Source organism: Flavobacterium sp. AC267 (assembly GCF_979258715.1).
Window position 1 is genome coordinate 3,371,870 of the sequence record NZ_OZ409875.1, and the last position, 15,178, is coordinate 3,387,047.

Annotated in this window: 16 protein-coding genes and 2 pseudogenes; 11 read left to right on the forward strand and 7 right to left on the reverse strand. The window is 35.2% G+C overall.

Annotated elements, in window-relative coordinates; all coding sequences use genetic code 11:
- Positions 1–220 precede the first annotated feature (220 nt).
- The 9 genes and pseudogenes from ACZZ95_RS17745 (at position 221) to ACZZ95_RS17785 (ending at position 8,128) form a co-directional block, all read left to right on the forward strand.
- Complete coding sequence (locus ACZZ95_RS17745; protein WP_463470049.1) at positions 221–1,003, forward strand: SDR family NAD(P)-dependent oxidoreductase; 783 nt, start codon at positions 221–223, stop codon at positions 1,001–1,003.
- A gap of 285 nt (positions 1,004–1,288) precedes the next feature.
- On the forward strand, positions 1,289–2,041 hold the full coding sequence (locus ACZZ95_RS17750; RefSeq protein ID WP_463471707.1) for a phytanoyl-CoA dioxygenase family protein: 753 nt from the start codon (positions 1,289–1,291) through the stop codon (positions 2,039–2,041).
- A gap of 152 nt (positions 2,042–2,193) precedes the next feature.
- Positions 2,194–2,880, forward strand: coding sequence for a CDP-alcohol phosphatidyltransferase family protein (locus ACZZ95_RS17755; RefSeq protein WP_463470050.1), 687 nt, complete (start codon positions 2,194–2,196; stop codon positions 2,878–2,880).
- 1 nt (position 2,881) lies between these two features.
- On the forward strand, positions 2,882–3,307 hold the full coding sequence (locus ACZZ95_RS17760) for a GtrA family protein (protein ID WP_463470051.1): 426 nt from the start codon (positions 2,882–2,884) through the stop codon (positions 3,305–3,307).
- 390 nt (positions 3,308–3,697) lie between these two features.
- Positions 3,698–4,134, forward strand: a pseudogene (locus ACZZ95_RS17765) (DUF4833 domain-containing protein).
- 195 nt (positions 4,135–4,329) lie between these two features.
- The gene (locus ACZZ95_RS17770) at positions 4,330–4,716 is read left to right on the forward strand and encodes a hypothetical protein (protein WP_463470052.1); all 387 of its coding nucleotides are present in this window, start codon (positions 4,330–4,332) and stop codon (positions 4,714–4,716) included.
- A gap of 538 nt (positions 4,717–5,254) precedes the next feature.
- Positions 5,255–6,616 (forward strand): mercuric reductase, encoded by a 1,362-nt coding sequence (locus ACZZ95_RS17775; RefSeq protein WP_463470053.1) that lies wholly within the window; start codon positions 5,255–5,257, stop codon positions 6,614–6,616.
- An 8-nt stretch (positions 6,617–6,624) separates the two neighbouring features.
- Entirely contained in the window at positions 6,625–7,092 is a 468-nt protein-coding gene (locus ACZZ95_RS17780) for a BCCT family transporter (RefSeq protein WP_463470054.1), read from the forward strand.
- Positions 6,998–8,128: a BCCT family transporter gene (locus ACZZ95_RS17785; protein WP_463470055.1), complete on the forward strand. Its 1,131-nt coding sequence runs from the start codon at positions 6,998–7,000 to the stop codon at positions 8,126–8,128. Before ACZZ95_RS17780 ends, ACZZ95_RS17785 begins: the two co-directional genes overlap by 95 nt.
- Before the next feature lie 6 nt (positions 8,129–8,134).
- Here the strand turns inward: ACZZ95_RS17785 and ACZZ95_RS17790 are convergent, their stop codons facing one another.
- Together ACZZ95_RS17790 and ACZZ95_RS17795 are read right to left on the reverse strand one after the other, a co-directional pair.
- The gene (locus tag ACZZ95_RS17790; protein ID WP_463470056.1) at positions 8,135–8,371 is read right to left on the reverse strand and encodes a VOC family protein; all 237 of its coding nucleotides are present in this window, start codon (positions 8,369–8,371) and stop codon (positions 8,135–8,137) included.
- A complete protein-coding gene (locus tag ACZZ95_RS17795; RefSeq protein WP_463470057.1) occupies positions 8,334–8,522 on the reverse strand; it encodes a VOC family protein in 189 nt (62 codons plus the stop codon). Before ACZZ95_RS17795 ends, ACZZ95_RS17790 begins: the two co-directional genes overlap by 38 nt.
- Before the next feature lie 229 nt (positions 8,523–8,751).
- Between ACZZ95_RS17795 and ACZZ95_RS17800 the strand changes: the two genes are divergently transcribed.
- On the forward strand, positions 8,752–8,943 hold the full coding sequence (locus ACZZ95_RS17800; protein WP_095951328.1) for a cold-shock protein: 192 nt from the start codon (positions 8,752–8,754) through the stop codon (positions 8,941–8,943).
- Between the two features lie 179 nt (positions 8,944–9,122).
- Here the strand turns inward: ACZZ95_RS17800 and ACZZ95_RS17805 are convergent.
- Positions 9,123–9,829 (reverse strand): annotated as a pseudogene (locus tag ACZZ95_RS17805) (SDR family oxidoreductase).
- A 238-nt stretch (positions 9,830–10,067) separates the two neighbouring features.
- Here ACZZ95_RS17805 and ACZZ95_RS17810 point away from each other — a divergent pair.
- Complete coding sequence (locus ACZZ95_RS17810) at positions 10,068–10,247, forward strand: hypothetical protein (protein WP_463470058.1); 180 nt, start codon at positions 10,068–10,070, stop codon at positions 10,245–10,247.
- A gap of 204 nt (positions 10,248–10,451) precedes the next feature.
- Here the strand turns inward: ACZZ95_RS17810 and ACZZ95_RS17815 are convergent, their stop codons facing one another.
- The 4 genes from ACZZ95_RS17815 to ACZZ95_RS17830 all read right to left on the reverse strand — a co-directional run bounded on the left by ACZZ95_RS17815 (position 10,452) and on the right by ACZZ95_RS17830 (position 15,139).
- Complete coding sequence (locus ACZZ95_RS17815; RefSeq protein ID WP_463470059.1) at positions 10,452–10,676, reverse strand: hypothetical protein; 225 nt, start codon at positions 10,674–10,676, stop codon at positions 10,452–10,454.
- Between the two features lie 502 nt (positions 10,677–11,178).
- Entirely contained in the window at positions 11,179–14,247 is a 3,069-nt protein-coding gene (locus ACZZ95_RS17820) for an efflux RND transporter permease subunit (protein WP_463470060.1), read from the reverse strand.
- 8 nt (positions 14,248–14,255) lie between these two features.
- Entirely contained in the window at positions 14,256–14,828 is a 573-nt protein-coding gene (locus tag ACZZ95_RS17825) for an efflux RND transporter periplasmic adaptor subunit (protein ID WP_463471708.1), read from the reverse strand.
- Positions 14,789–15,139: a hypothetical protein gene (locus tag ACZZ95_RS17830; RefSeq protein ID WP_463470061.1), complete on the reverse strand. Its 351-nt coding sequence runs from the start codon at positions 15,137–15,139 to the stop codon at positions 14,789–14,791. Before ACZZ95_RS17830 ends, ACZZ95_RS17825 begins: the two co-directional genes overlap by 40 nt.
- Positions 15,140–15,178 lie beyond the last annotated feature (39 nt).

The window sequence follows — 15,178 nt, forward strand, 5'->3', positions numbered from 1 at the left end:
AAATAAAAAACAGAATTATCAATACGATGGTTTTCTCTATTGTGTCATTTATTGCAATTCTGCTGATTTGTAAAATTACATAACCACTTCCTTTGTAGGTTATGTAACTCATCTTGATTTGTATGTGATAAACAGAACTTCATTTATCGCTTATATTTAATAATAAGTCACAACCAACGGTTTAGAATTAATCTTTATATTTGATTATTAAAATACTATAATGAGCGAAAAAACTAAACCGTATGCCTTAATTACTGGCGCCAGCAAAGGCATTGGAAAAGCTATTGCTTACGAATTGGCTAAACAGGGTTATCCATTATTGCTTGTTGCAAGAAGTGAAGAGGAGCTAAAAGTACTATCTGATGATCTTCAAGCTAAATATGGCATCAACGCGTTTGTTTTATCAGTTGATCTTTCGATAAATGGTGCATCGCTAAAAGTAACCGATTGGATAAAAATGAATAATTATCCATTAGGTATCTTAGTTAACAATGCGGGTTATGGTGTGTGGGGCGATTTCAGCCAGTCTGCTCTAACCGATCAGCTTGGCATGATGCGACTTAACATGAATGTAGTAGTAGAACTTTCACATTTATTAGTGCCTATACTTTTACAAGAAAAACAAGCTTACATTTTAAATATATCAAGTACTGTCGCGTATCAAGCTGTGCCTACGCTGGCTGTTTATTCGGCTACTAAAGCTTTTGTCTTATCGTTTACACGTGCCTTACGTTTCGAACTTGCCAAAACTTCCATTTCAGTAACTTGTTTTAGTCCAGGTCCAGTTGATACTGGTTTTGCTTCGAGAGCTGGTTTAGATGCTTTTAGCAAAATGGCTGAAAAGTTCAATATGCGACCTGATGAAGTTGCAAAAATGGCTGTAAAAGCCATGTTTAATAAAAAATCAGAAGTTATTCCGGGTTTTACCAATATCATTTCGGTTTATGCCAACCGTATACTACCAAAGGCATTTATAGAAAAAACTGCAGACTGGAATTTATAAAATTTAATTTTTTCAAAAAAAATAAAAAAAAATCTTTGCAAATGAGAAATTATATTACATTTGCATAAATGTCTACTAATTCCATAGAGTATGTCTAATAAAAGAAATATGTTTAATTTATCTGGAAACCGAATGCACGCAAACATGCGAATGTGTTGCTGTTGTTGCTGTTGCAAATCTCTTAGATAAAATTTCAAACATTATTATTTCATTTATTAAATATATAGTATCATGGTGTCTTCTTATAAAACTTTTACCCTTACTGAGTAATTAACTGCTGAGCAAATCAACTTTTTTAACGAATATGGTTTTATCCATTTCAAAAAATTTATAAATCCAGAAACGGTTTCATCTATCATTGATGCCTCGAAACAAGTAGAGCAAAAATGGATTGACAATGACCTTCAAAAAGTTAATGGTGTTCCAATCAAATACGGAAAAGATTTAGATGGTTCTCCTATTGTGCGACGTTTTGCTTTTATCAATCAACATCATCAAGCCTTGAGCGGTCTTTTACTTGATCCAAGATTCAATAGTTTATTACCATTGGCAGGTGAGGGAGCAAGATTAGGTACTGAGGAAAAAGACGGAATGGTTTTCAATCATTACATCAATGGGCCAGAAAGTAAGTTTACAAAAATGGGCTGGCACACAGATGGTTTGCGAGATATTTTTTATGGTGGGAAATTAAATCCGATGTTAAATGTGGGTATTCACTTGAGCACTTTACAACCCGAAAACGGCGGCCTTAAAATCATTCCGGGTACTCACAAACAAAGTATTTATCAAATGCTTTTTCGTAAAAAGTACTTTTTAGATAATAAACCTGATCCACAGGAAGTATCTATCAATCCAGAAGCTGGAGATTTAACCATTCACGATGGCCGTTTGTGGCATAGAGTGGCAGAATCAACTATCCGTGGCGAAGAGAGCAGAAGGAGAGTTATTTATGTTCCAATAATAGCAGGAAAATACGCTCCTAAAGATGAGAACAGTCCAACAGTTTTCTATCAACGTTTTGCAGGAATTGTTAAATAATATGCTGATTGTCCTCGCATTTAGTTATCTGGTTAGATCAGGTAAGCTAAAAAGAACCACCGATTTCTTTAAAAACACGCAAAGAAAAATAAAATTAAAAATTACCAAACTGGAATTGGATATACTATAAGTTTATAAATATTGGGTTATTAATGGGAAAAGAAACACATATTGAAGCTTATAGTGAAATTGCCCAAAGAACATTTGCAGACCGTAAGCGAACTAATATTTTAAAAAGGGCAGAACAGTTAACGATTGTATTTTTGCTTCCAAAGGTGCCTCAATTCATTTCGCCAAATTTACTTACCTTAATTGGTACACTTGGTTCGGGATTGGTTTTTTTAGCTTTTGTTTTAGGTACTTATTTTACAAATTGGTACTTGCTTTTGGGTATTATTGGTTTGGGTATAAATTGGTTAGGCGATTCTTTAGACGGAAGATTGGCTTATTACAGAAATATTCCACGCCGTTGGTATGGTTTTGCACTCGATATTATTGCCGATTGGATCGGTATTGTACTTATAGGCTTTGGCTATTATATTTATGCTGAAGACGGCACACAAATAGTAGCCTTTGCTTTTGTTGCACTGTATGGCTGGTCGATCATTATCAGTCAGTTGCGCTACAAAATTACAAATGAATACAGTATAGATTCTGGCTTTGTCGGTCCAACAGAACTTCGGTTTATTATTGTTTTCATTTTAATTATCGAAGTTTTATTTCCCGGATCAATTACCTATTTGGCTGGCTTAATCACTATTATGTTACTTATAATTAATGTTATAGACAGCTTAAAACTTTTGAAGTTGGGCGATTTAAAAGATAAAAACCAAGACTGATATGTTCAGTAAAAAATCCATTTTCACCTTTCTACAAGCACAAGTTGCGGCATTTTTAGGTGGCATTACTGATTATGGATTAATGATTTTATTGACAGAGTTGTTTCAATTGCATTTTACTTTTTCTATTCTAATATCTGGAACCGTTGGTTCCATTGTCAATTTCAGCATCAATAGATTTTGGGTGTTTAAAAATCAATCTGGTTATAACAGCCCTATCAACAGTCAGCTTTTTAAATTTGCGTTGGTGGTGTTGGGAAGTATTTCCTTAAAATCATTTGGTACGTTTTTTTTGCAAAAAGTATTTCAAATCGATTATAGAATCGGAAGATTGATTACGGATAGTTTTGTTTCTTATGGATTTAATTATCCACTGATTAAATATTGGGTTTTTAGGGTAAACGAAAAAGAGAATTTAATTAAATAAATCAATATGCAATTGGTGGTTTTTCTATTCAACACATAATCCAGAAGCCGAATATTATTAAGGTGAGCTTTTTAGAAAATAAAATTAATCACGCAAAGTCGCTAAGACGCAAAGTTTAAACACAAATCTTTGCGATTGTGCCAGAGATTTATTCGGCATAACATTATCGGTTTTTCTTAACTTAAATGATATTGAGCTTTGGGACTATGTGTTAAAATAATTTCACGCTAGGTTACTATAAAAATTTCGTTTATGGATAAATTGCCATTTAATTTTACAAAATCACTAATCGTTATCACGATCTTAGTAAATATAATTTCCGGAAATGTATTAGCGCAATCCAAAAATCCATCACTATTACATTTCCCAACGCCTAAAAATATAGATAATATGCTGTTTTATATTCAGCGAGACCCAAATATAAACACTGCTATTTATGCCATAAACTATCAGGAAAATGGAAAAATAGACAAAAGCAATCCTATAAAAGCCTATTGGATTCGATATGCGGAGAAAGGAGAAAAAAAGATTTTACTTATATGCGGCGCAAATTTGCTTACGGAATAGATAGTAAAATCTTAAATAATGAGGAGTTTGAACTACAATTTGTATCGTATAAAAAGTTACCCTTAACCTTGAAAAAGATAGATTCAGATCAGAAATATCATGTTTTTGTAAGTGTAAATCAGAAAAAAATACAAGTAGAAAAAATATTTGTGCGCATTGAAGGAGGTTCTTTTTGGTTACCAAATGTAAAGTATGCCGAAGTTACCGGAATTGATGTTTCCTCAAATAAAATAATTACGGAAAGAATGTTGTTGAAATGAGATAGCTATTTTGTATTGCTCCTGCTGTGCGAGTGTCTCCCGACTTCGTAATCGTTCCAACATTCTATAAAGTTGCAATCACTTTTACAAACTTCTCTTTGTTTTCTCTATATTGGTGCGAAGTCAGGAGACATTCGCAAAGCTTTTCATAAGAACTCTTCGGGGAGCGGGATATTATAAACAATTTTACAAACAATGAGAAAATTTTTAATCTTTATACCTTTTATCGTTTTAGGTTGCGTAAATAAATTACAAGTAGATCGCCTGTATTTGAAAGAAATAAAAACAAAAAATAAGGTTATAGAATGGTTCTATTATTCAGATGTTAGTTCAACTAGTACTGATTATGTTTTACTCTATGATGCGATAAATGGTAAAAGTGACACAATTGTTAATTCAACAAATATAAAAGATGTTCGTTTTTCAAATGATACAATTGCTTTATTTTTTTATGGTAAGCCAAAAAAATATGAAGATTATTTAAAAATTAAAAAAACAATCGAATATTTTAAAATTAAAATTGATACGAATTCAGTATCTAAAGGGCCAATGCCAAGCAGGGAGTCTTATTTAAAAAAATAATTTTTTTGTAGTGGCTAAAAGCTAATATTGGCAGTGTATCAATCGTGTAGTTTTTATTCTTTACAATTAAAAGGTTTTTATAATCAGTATTTATTGAATAAATTTCGCTTAAAAATGATGAGTATTTATCCTGATGTGAAGTCTCCCGACTTTCCCCGCTCTACAAAGTGTTCTAATAAAAAGCTGTGCAAATGTCTCTGACTTTGCGCTTTTTTTTTGTCTCTTATAAATACTAAACCTGACAAAAGTCTCCCGACTTTTTACGATTACTTTTTAGGCGATGGCTTCTTTTTTTCCAGCCCGGCTCCCTGTGGCGAATGCATTCTAAAGGATGTCATAAGCTTACCACTATTTTTTATTGTATATAAATTATTGTACTTTTAATTAGTAACTTACAGTATAAGTAAAACAGCAGGACTTAAATTATAAGGCGATACGTTTTTTAAAATTCATGAAAAAACTGCTGAAATCTGCTGGGTTAGCTTATTATGAAATGCAGGCAGACATATTGTAAGACGGTAATAAAGAACTAAGAAGTATGAAAGAATTTGATTATATCATTATCGGAAGCGACCAAGCTGGGATTCCATTAGCATTTAGTTTATCCAAACATGGAAAGGTGGCTATTGTTGAAAAAAGCTTTGTGGGAGGAACATGCGTTAATAACGGCTGTATTCCGACCAAAGCGTATGTGGCCAGTGCGCGAAGAGCTTGGGACGCTTTTCATGGTGATGATCTGGGTATTGAAATTCCTGAGGGTACAAAAGCTAATCTCAAAAAAATTAAGGCGCGTAAAGATGAGCTGGTTGCCGAATCGCGTTCCAATATAGAAGAAGCAATTAAGAGAGATAAAAACATTACTTTATTTAAAGGGGAAGCTCATTTTTTAAGCAATTTCGAAGTTAAGGCAGGAGAAATAATTCTTACAGCAAAAAAGATATTTATAAATGCAGGGGCAAGGGCAGTTGTTCCAAAAGAATATCATCACATTACCTTTTACACCAATGAAAATATTATGGAAATCACCGATCTGCCAAAGCATTTAATAATCATTGGGGGAAGTTATATTGGTTTAGAATTTGCCCAGATTTTTAGAAGGTTTGGCTGTGAGGTTACCATTGTGGAGCGCAACGGACAATTCATAAGCAGGGAAGATGAAACGGTAAGTGATGCAGTGGTCGCAATTATGAAATCGGAGGGCATCAATCTTGTTTTTAATGCTAAGGAGATTACAGCTGAAGAAGACACTAAAGGAGTTGTAACAATAACAATTGGCAGTAAGAAAATAAGTGGATCACATTTACTGCTTGCCATTGGACGCACTCCAAATTCCGATACCTTAAAATTGGAGAATACAGCGGTCAAATTGGATAAGAATAATTATATAAAAGTCAATAACTACTGCCAGACCAGTGTTGATGGAATTTTTGCCATCGGCGACTGTAACGGGAAAGGGGCTTTTACCCATTCTTCGTATAATGATTTTCAAATCGTAGAGAGTTTTCTTTTCAAGGACAAAAAGAGAAAAATCAGCGATAGAATTACAACCTATGGATTGTTTATAGATCCGCCGCTAGGCAGAATAGGCATGACCAAGAAAGAAGCTCTGGAAAAAGGATACGAAATTCTGGTGGGATACCGCCCCATGACAAAAGTAAATCGCGCTAAAGAAAAAGCGGAAACGGCAGGTTTTATGGAAGCGGTAATTGATGCCAAAACCAATAAATTTTTAGGAGCCTGTGTTTTAGGAACCGGCGGAGATGAAATTATCAATGGCATTACCAACTTAATGTATGCTAAAAAGCCGTATACCGTTCTGCGGGATTCAGTACATATTCATCCTACGGTGAGTGAACTTATCCCCACGATGTTACAGGATTTAAAACCCATTGCTAAATAAGAAGTATTTTGATTTCAAAATTATCCAGCCATTTTCGGGCAAATAATATACTCTTTTACGGGTCGCTTTTTGGAGCAGTCTTCTTTATCAGCGGTATGCTGGCACCAGATTCTTTACTGGCTGTTTTAAATGAAATAAACAAGCAACTGCTTTCGGTTTTTAGTACCTATTATTTAGTGCTTGGACTTTTTATAGTGCTTGCCTGCGTAGTGATTTTATTTTCTCCTATTGGCGGTAAAAAATTAGGAGCAGGGAAGCCTTCTTATTCCTATTTCAGCTGGATTGCCTTATTGTATAGTACGGGAATGGGTTCGGGTTTATTACTTCGAGCGGTGCAGGAACCTGTTTATTACTTTAACAATAGTCCTGTCAGCACCGCAAATGCGAGCACAAACGGCGCTTCAATATACCTTTTTTCACTGGGGCTTTACCCCTTGGGCTATGTACAGTTTGTTTGGCTTGCTGGTGGCTCATAATCTGTATATAAAAAAAGCACCTAATTTACTGCACGCCATAGTTCCTAGTCTGAATAATCGTCTCCTGCAATTCGGCGCTGTACTTTTTATTGTACTGATTACTATTACAGGGGTAATTGCTTCATTAGGATTGGGAACAGCACAGCTTATCGGCGGACTTAATTATACTTTTGATACTGGACTTGATACTTGGTTTTTATTATGCGACGTATTGGTAATGGGATCTTTTGCAACTTATTCAGCATCGACGGGAATCACCAGAATGATTAAATTTTTAGCTGATTTTGATTTTGTTTTTTCCATTATTTTAATGCTTTTCGTGGCGTTTTTTGTTAAATTCAACGTTTTGATCACCCAGAGCTTCTCTGCCTTTTATCAGTATGTAATCCATTTTTTTGAAATGAGCCTTGCCGCAGGATCATACACTGCCAAAGGAAACTTTACGCAGGACTGGACGGTTTTTTACTGGGCTTTCTGGTTGGCCTGGGTTCCTTTTACCGGAATTTTCATTGCCCGAATTTCCAAAGGCAGAACCATTAAGGAATTTTTGATTGCTACAATCCTAGTACCGGCCTTAGCAACAATGATATGGTTTTCGGTATTTGCCTCTTCGGCTTTTGAAATTATACATGGAGGAAGCAGTACAGAATTTGACAACGTATTTACCTCTTTATTTGTTTTCTTGGAACATCTGCCGCTTCATCAAGTTACATTTTTTCTTGCAGGACTTTTGGTAGCGATTTCTATTATTAATTCAGTTGATTCTGCCATTTTTGTTTTGGGAATGATTAGTGATGAGGGTAAGGAGGATCCTTCTAAAAGCCACAAAATTATCTGGGGCATTATAATTACAGCTACAGCTCTGGGACTTACAAGTCTGGGTACCAATGAGCTCCTCAATGGAATCAGTAGTCTGTTAATCATTATGGTGCTTCCTTTTAGTTTTTTGTATCTGTATTGTATTATACTGTTTTTTAAAAAGAATGTTTTTGTAAAACACGGTAAAACAGGATCAGAGAAGAAAGAAGTAAATTAAATTCCTTCATAAGGGATAACCAATTTCCCAGATATGACCAAAAGGATCTTTTAGCTTTCCTATTCTCCAGTCTTCTTCTGTTGTTATGGGACAAATTACTGCAGAACCGTATTTTACTGCTTTTTCAAATATTTTATCTGCATTTTCACTCTCTAAAACTATTCTAATCGGCGAATTGAATGGTTGGCTGATAGTTTGACTACCATCACAGGGTTCTTCGTCGCTTAGATAAAATGCGAGCACCTTCAATTGTAATTACTGATGATATTTTATTATTTTCAAGCGTATATCTGTTTGATTCAACAGCCCCAAAAGCATTAGTATAAAATTCAACTGCTTTAACAGCATTATTTACTATAAGAAAAGGTTTGATATTAGTTTTGATTCCTGTCATCTGAAATGAGAATTAAATAAGTTAATGATTCCATTATCTATAGACTATAAAAATAATAAATAGTACCCAATGCTTGACATTAATGGAAATAAAGTAAGCTGAACACATCACAATTCACTCCAAATAAAAGGTTTAAATACACCGAATTTTGTAAACTTTAAAATAAAAGTCATTAATTCGGTTGGTTGTCATTTTAAAGCATTACATTTGAGGAATTAAATATATTAAAATGCAAGAAGGTACAGTAAAATTTTTCAATGAAGAAAAAGGATTCGGATTCATAACTCCAAGTAACGGAGGAAGCGAAATTTTTGTTCATGTTTCAGGTCTATCAGAAAATATCAGTCAAAATGATGAAGTAAGATATGATGTTGAAGAAGGCCGTAAAGGTCCAAACGCAGTAAACGTAGTGTTAGCATAATTATACTATAAAATTTATTAAAAAAGCGTCTGCTCCGTGCAGACGCTTTTTTTTTTAAACCAAAATCCTCAGAATCCATTAAAAGAGATTTCGTATTTTGAGTTAAACGCGCATCAATAAAAAAAGCTTGAGAGAAATCTCAAGCTTTTTTATTATTTTTAATCGAAAGAAAATTGAAATTATTTGGTTTTTGTGGGACGGACTTCTATTTTGCTTGGCAGTACATTTGGATTCATTTTCAGTAGGTCTACGATCATCTGCCCGATATCCGAGGGCTGAATTTTCCACTTATCATCTTCGCTTGGAGTATGGCCGTTAAAGTTGGAAGCAACCGATCCTGGCATAATAGTGGTGCACTTGACATCATAATCACGCAGATCCAGCATGGCCGCCTGGGTAAAACCAACCAGTCCGAATTTTGACGCATTGTACGCGGCGCCTTTAGCAAAGAAATTGGCTCCAGCCAGCGAAGCTATGGATATGTAATACCCTTTGTTCTCTTTGAGTTGTGCTTGCGGTCGCTTTCAGGGTATGGAAAGCCCCTGTCAGATTGGTGTCAATCATCGTGTTCCAGTCCTCCAGTGACATTTCGTCTATGGGTGCAAATTTCCCCACTCCTGCATTAGCAATCACAATATCGAGTTTTCCAAATTTAGATACAATCTGCTGGACGGCTTTTACTTCGTTATCAAAATTTCTGACATCAGACTCAAGCACCAGAACATTCTGTTCTCCTAGTACCTGTCTGCGCCTTTTCAAGCGCCTGCTTATCTCTACCTGAAATGGTCGCTTTTACTCCGTTTTTCACCAGTGCTTCTGCAATACCGAAACCGATGCCTTTTGCGGCGCCGGTTATATAAGCTATTTTGTTTTCTATGTTCTGCATTTTTATAAGATTTGTTTAAGTTTTTTTATTGTCTGTAGGCTTGAAGTTGATCTATGCTTTGTTTTTAAAGAAGGCGTTTTATAAAAATACGATAACAAGATTATATTTTGTATTATTCTCTTGAAAAGTTAAAGTTTAATGAGTCAGGATTCGTTGTTAAGAACCAAATATTTCACTAACTTTAAATCAAATTAACATTTAAAGGGATTATTTTCAAATTATCTAAATAATTTAAATTATGAAAACGCACTTAAATTCAAAAGTTATAGTACTGCTGTTGTTTACTCAATTTCTATTTTCATGTAAAAATAATATAAGTGCGGGAGTTGGCAGTGACGGAAAAAGTCTTGACTCCACGGCAACAAACTTAGACACGACTACTGTACCTAAAAAGAATTCAAAAGCAATAGAAGAATAATGCAGTGTACGCCGATTATTTTATCGCAAAATTTAATACGATTAGAATTGGGATAATATCTATTTAGCAAGATAGTTTTTCTATAGACCAAAGTAAAAACAAGCGTATCTGTGCCTTCAACTATTCCAAAAAAACAATTTACTTATTCAAAAAGCCTGCAGTATTTTTATGCTCGCAGGCTTTATATTTTACTATTTAGGTGTATCAGCTTGACTTCTTTAAAGTATACAGTCCGCCTGCCAAAAGAGTCGCTGCTACTCCGAGATAAAGAAAACCCTGCATTTGACCCGATTCGTTTGATGCGTCAATTTTAAGGCCTAAAAAATTAATTTCTTTAGTGCTGTCTGCCACTCGGTTTAATCCCACATAGCCTGCGACTAGACTGATCGCTATAAGTACAATACCCACTATTTTTGCTGTATTCATCATTTTTAAATTTAATGTTTCTTAAATATAAGAAAAATAATCTAGGTCTGGAAATGGAGCAGGTAAATGCTGTTGCAATGCAGGGGTCTGCCTGATGTGTTTTAGGATGATTTTATCAAGGGAGGCCAGATCGACCGATTAGTTTAGTAAATAGAAGATTGATTAACTTAGTTAGTTTATTAATTTGCTTTTTGTCGGGAAACTTATAAAGAATTGCGACACAAAAAAAACGGGACAAAAGATGATATTTTTCTTTTGTCCCGAGTAATGAAAGGAACAGGGTAAATTTCTATAAAATTTTTAGACGATTTGAAGAGATTGACATACTACATTTAGCTTCTGTCTTTCATTGTCTTTATGAATTTGTTTTAGTCCTGTTGGGATTTATTGAAAATTGCATCTTATTTTTAAATGTATCTATTTCAGTTTCAAATTCGACCAATGAAATGGAAAAACATTATCCATACTGAATTGAGCAAAGCTAAACATAGATTGCTTCCTGAATTTACTGAACTGGTTCTTTTTTATCAATTTCGATACTTGGAGGCATTAGCTTGTACATTACAGGGGTTACAATTCTCGATAGAATAGTGGAGCTTACCAGTCCGCCTATAAGAACAATAGCCAATGGTGCAATTAAAGGATTCGAATTCAAAGCTAGGGGAATAAGACCGCATATTGCTGTTATAGAGGTAAGCACTACTGGTAAAAACCGTGTTTCTCCAGCAATAGCAATTGCCTCATCTATGGAGTGTCCTTCTTGTCTGAGCTGATTGGTAAAATCTACAAGCGACAGTGAATTTTTAACTTGAATACCCGATAGACCAATAAAGCCGATAATGGCCACCAGCGACATTGGACTTCCATTAATAAGTAATAACACAACCCCTCCTAAAATTCCCAATGGAATGATAGAAAGTACAATGATGATTCCTTTGAATGTTTTGAACTGCAATAACAGTACGCCAATGAAAAGGAATGTGCTTAAAATAATTACCGAAAGGAAATTTCCTCCTAGTGTATCACCTTCAGACTCTTTTTCTCCTGATAATTTATAGTAATAACCTTTTGGCAGTTTAAGTTTATCCAGTTTTGGAATAATCTCTGTTAATAAATCATTAGCATAATAACCTTTGTCTGATAATGCTGTAACCTTTGCAAAACGAGATTTATTGAAATGATTTATCGCTGTTGGAGAAGTTTCAAAAGAGATCTCTGCAATTTGGTTCAATGCAATTGGCATTCCCTGTATGTTATTTACATATAGATTTTTCAAAGCATCCAGATTAGAAAATTTATTTCTGGGCAGTGTAAGGGTAACATTTCTGGCATCACCTCTATCATCGATGTAATCTCCAACAGTTAATCCGGCTACAGCAAGACGTATTACTTTATCTGCTTCACTTGTCATCACACCAAGTGTTCGTGCTTTTTCTTTATTAATTTTTACTTTGACATCTGTTTTGTAAGTGTTTAGTTCATTGTTGATATAAACTGTTCCTTTCTGATTTCGCAATATAGTTTCAACTTGAGAAGAAAGCTTACGGAGAACAGCCGGATCTTCTCCAAAGAGCCTCACTACAATATTGGCCTCCAGAGGCGTTCCCTGCTCAAAATCTTTAACTTCAATTTTAGCATAAGGCATTGTTTTGAATTTTTCACGAAGCCTTTCAATCAAAGCTGTTTTTTCGGTAGGTTTTGCTTCATCCTCCAGTCGCACAAAAATCTGTGCAAAATCTGGTTTTCTGTCCTGCGGGTGCACATTGTAATAGATTTGCGGGTTTCCCTTTCCGACATTGGCTGTATAAAATACAATTTCTTTATGGTTTTTTAATTCAGCTTCGACCAGTTTTGTTACCCTGTCACTTTCTGTCAGATTGGCTTGAAGCGGCATTTTGATATTAATAAGAAACATTGGTTTCTCAGAGGTTGGGAATAACTTAAATCCGGTAGCCTTAAAAAGTCCAAATGCAGTTATGCTCAATGCTATGGATATAGCAATTGTTGTTTTGGGAAATTGCAGTGCCTTAGGCATAATTCTGCTGTAAGATCGTGTCAGGAATTTTTGCAGGTATTGAAGAAAAACATTTCCTTCACCATGTTCATGCGTTTTTAAAAATCGGCTTCCCAGAAATGGAACCAATGTCATGGCCACAATCATTGACGCCAGAACACTTGTAATAATTGCCATAGGAAGACTTCTTATAAACTCACCAGACACATCAGGAAGAAATGCCAGCGGTAAAAAAGCAATAACAAGAGTGGCTGTACAGCCTACAACAGCAAGACCTATTTGTTTGGTGCCTTTTAAAACGGCATCCATTTTAGAATGGCCTTCACGAAGCCAGCGCTCGATGTTTTCGACCACCACAATACTGTCATCTACCAAAAGTCCTAAAGCCACCACTAAACCTACAATACTTAATTGATTTAAGGAATAGCCAAATGCATTCATTACAATTAGCCCTAAAGCCAATGAAAGAGGTATGGATATCATAACAATTAAGGAAGCTCTTGATCCTAATGGTAAAAGTGTTATAATAACCAAAACGATTGCAAGGGTAAAATCAAAACCCAAATGGCCAAGACGCTGCGATACCATGTTGGCCTGATCAAAGTTTTTAACCAGCTTTATATTTTGAGGCAGGTCTTTAGAGAATTCCTCTATTATTGGTAAAAATTCTTTTTGAACATCGGTTATGTTTACGTTATCTTTCATACCAACGGTAACTAAAACACAGCGATGTCCGTTTATGCGGGTAATATGATCTACTGTTTCGGATTTGTAACCTACTTCGGCGACATCCTTCATATAAATTATTTTACCATTTGCATTGTATATAACAGTATTAGCCACATCATCGGCATTTTTAAATTTACCGCTTGTTTTTACATTAAAGACTTTACTGTCAAGATTGATGCTTCCTCCGGGAATATCGGCGCCTTCACTCTGAAGACTTCCCATGACTACATTTAAGGGGATTTTTAACTGTGCGAGTTTATCCAGTCGCAGGTCAATTCTAATTTCCTGTTCTGGGATTCCTGCATATTTTACGTCTTTCAGATTGGTAATTTTTTCCAGTCTTGTCTTGAGTTCATCTGCGGCATCTCGCAGTTTTTTATCCGATGCATTTTCTGAAATTAAGGCCACCTGAAGAATCTTAACATCTGAAGAAGCTATTTTCTCAGTTTTGATGAGGTAAATATCCTTGGGAAGTTCACTGTTTTGAAGTGCATTCATTTCCGTAGAAATTTCTTGGTACTTATTATCTACATCAACACCATATTTAAATTTTACCTGAAAGGCGACCACGCCATCTTCGACAGTAGTAAGGATTTTATCGATATTCTCCAGTCCGTAAATTTTATTTTCGATCGGTTTTACTACCTGTTCCTCCATATCCTTTGGACTGGTTCCGGGATAAATTACCGTAATAAGATATTGAGGCGGGTGAGTAGATGGATCTTCTGATCGCGGCATTGAAAACAGGGTCAGATACCCAACAACAGACACGAGAAGAAATATAATCAGCGTGAACTGATAGTTTTTAACGGCAAAGTTTGTAATCTTCATAGTGTTTATTATTTAATGATCTTAATCTTTGATTCTTCGTTTAGATAAGCGCTGTTCGAAATCACTATCTGATCTGTTTTTTTAAGGCCGTCTTTGATGTACACGATTTTGTTTTCAAATTTGTAAATAGTCACAGGCTGTCTTCTCACTTTGTTATTTTCTACTAAAAAAACAAAAGCCTTATTTCCGTCTGCTTCAATAAGTGCGTCGTAAGGGATTGTGATTAAATTCTGTGCATTATCAGCATGTATTTCGGCTTTCCCAAACATACCCACGGCAGGTTTACTGTTTTTCATGTCCAGTTTTAATTCTACCTGAAAAGATCCCAAAGCGACATCTGCAGACTGTGATTTTCTAAAAACCATGGCATCAAAATTTTGATCAGGATAACCATCAAGGGTAACCGATGCTTTTTGGCCGATTTTAACCGATGCCCATTCTTTATCTGTCAGTCCAATTTTTAACAGGTAATTATTGTTGTGTGATGTTTCATTAATGGCTATAACAGGAGAACCAGGTCCTACAACTTCGCCCTCGCTGGCTATTTTTTGAGATACAAAACCATCTGCTTCGCGGCATATATTTTGGCATAACGCGCATTAAAAGCAACGGCGTCTTTTTGTTTTCTGGCGATGTCAAGACCTGTTTTTGTGTTTTGAAGTCGCTCTAAAGTATATACGCTGTCTTGGTAGAGATTTTTGGCACGGGTATAATCCCTCTCATATTTTTTTACATTTAAATCGGTTTGGTTCAAACCCGCACTGATTTCGGTTTCATCCAATGCGGCTAAAAGCTGTCCTTTTTTAAAAAAATGACCTTCTTCTACGTAAATGTGTCGTACTATACCGCCGATTTTAAAACTGTAATGTGCAGCATTTTCTGTTGTAACCAAACCAGAAGCACTGATATTGCTTGTAAGAGATAAAGATCC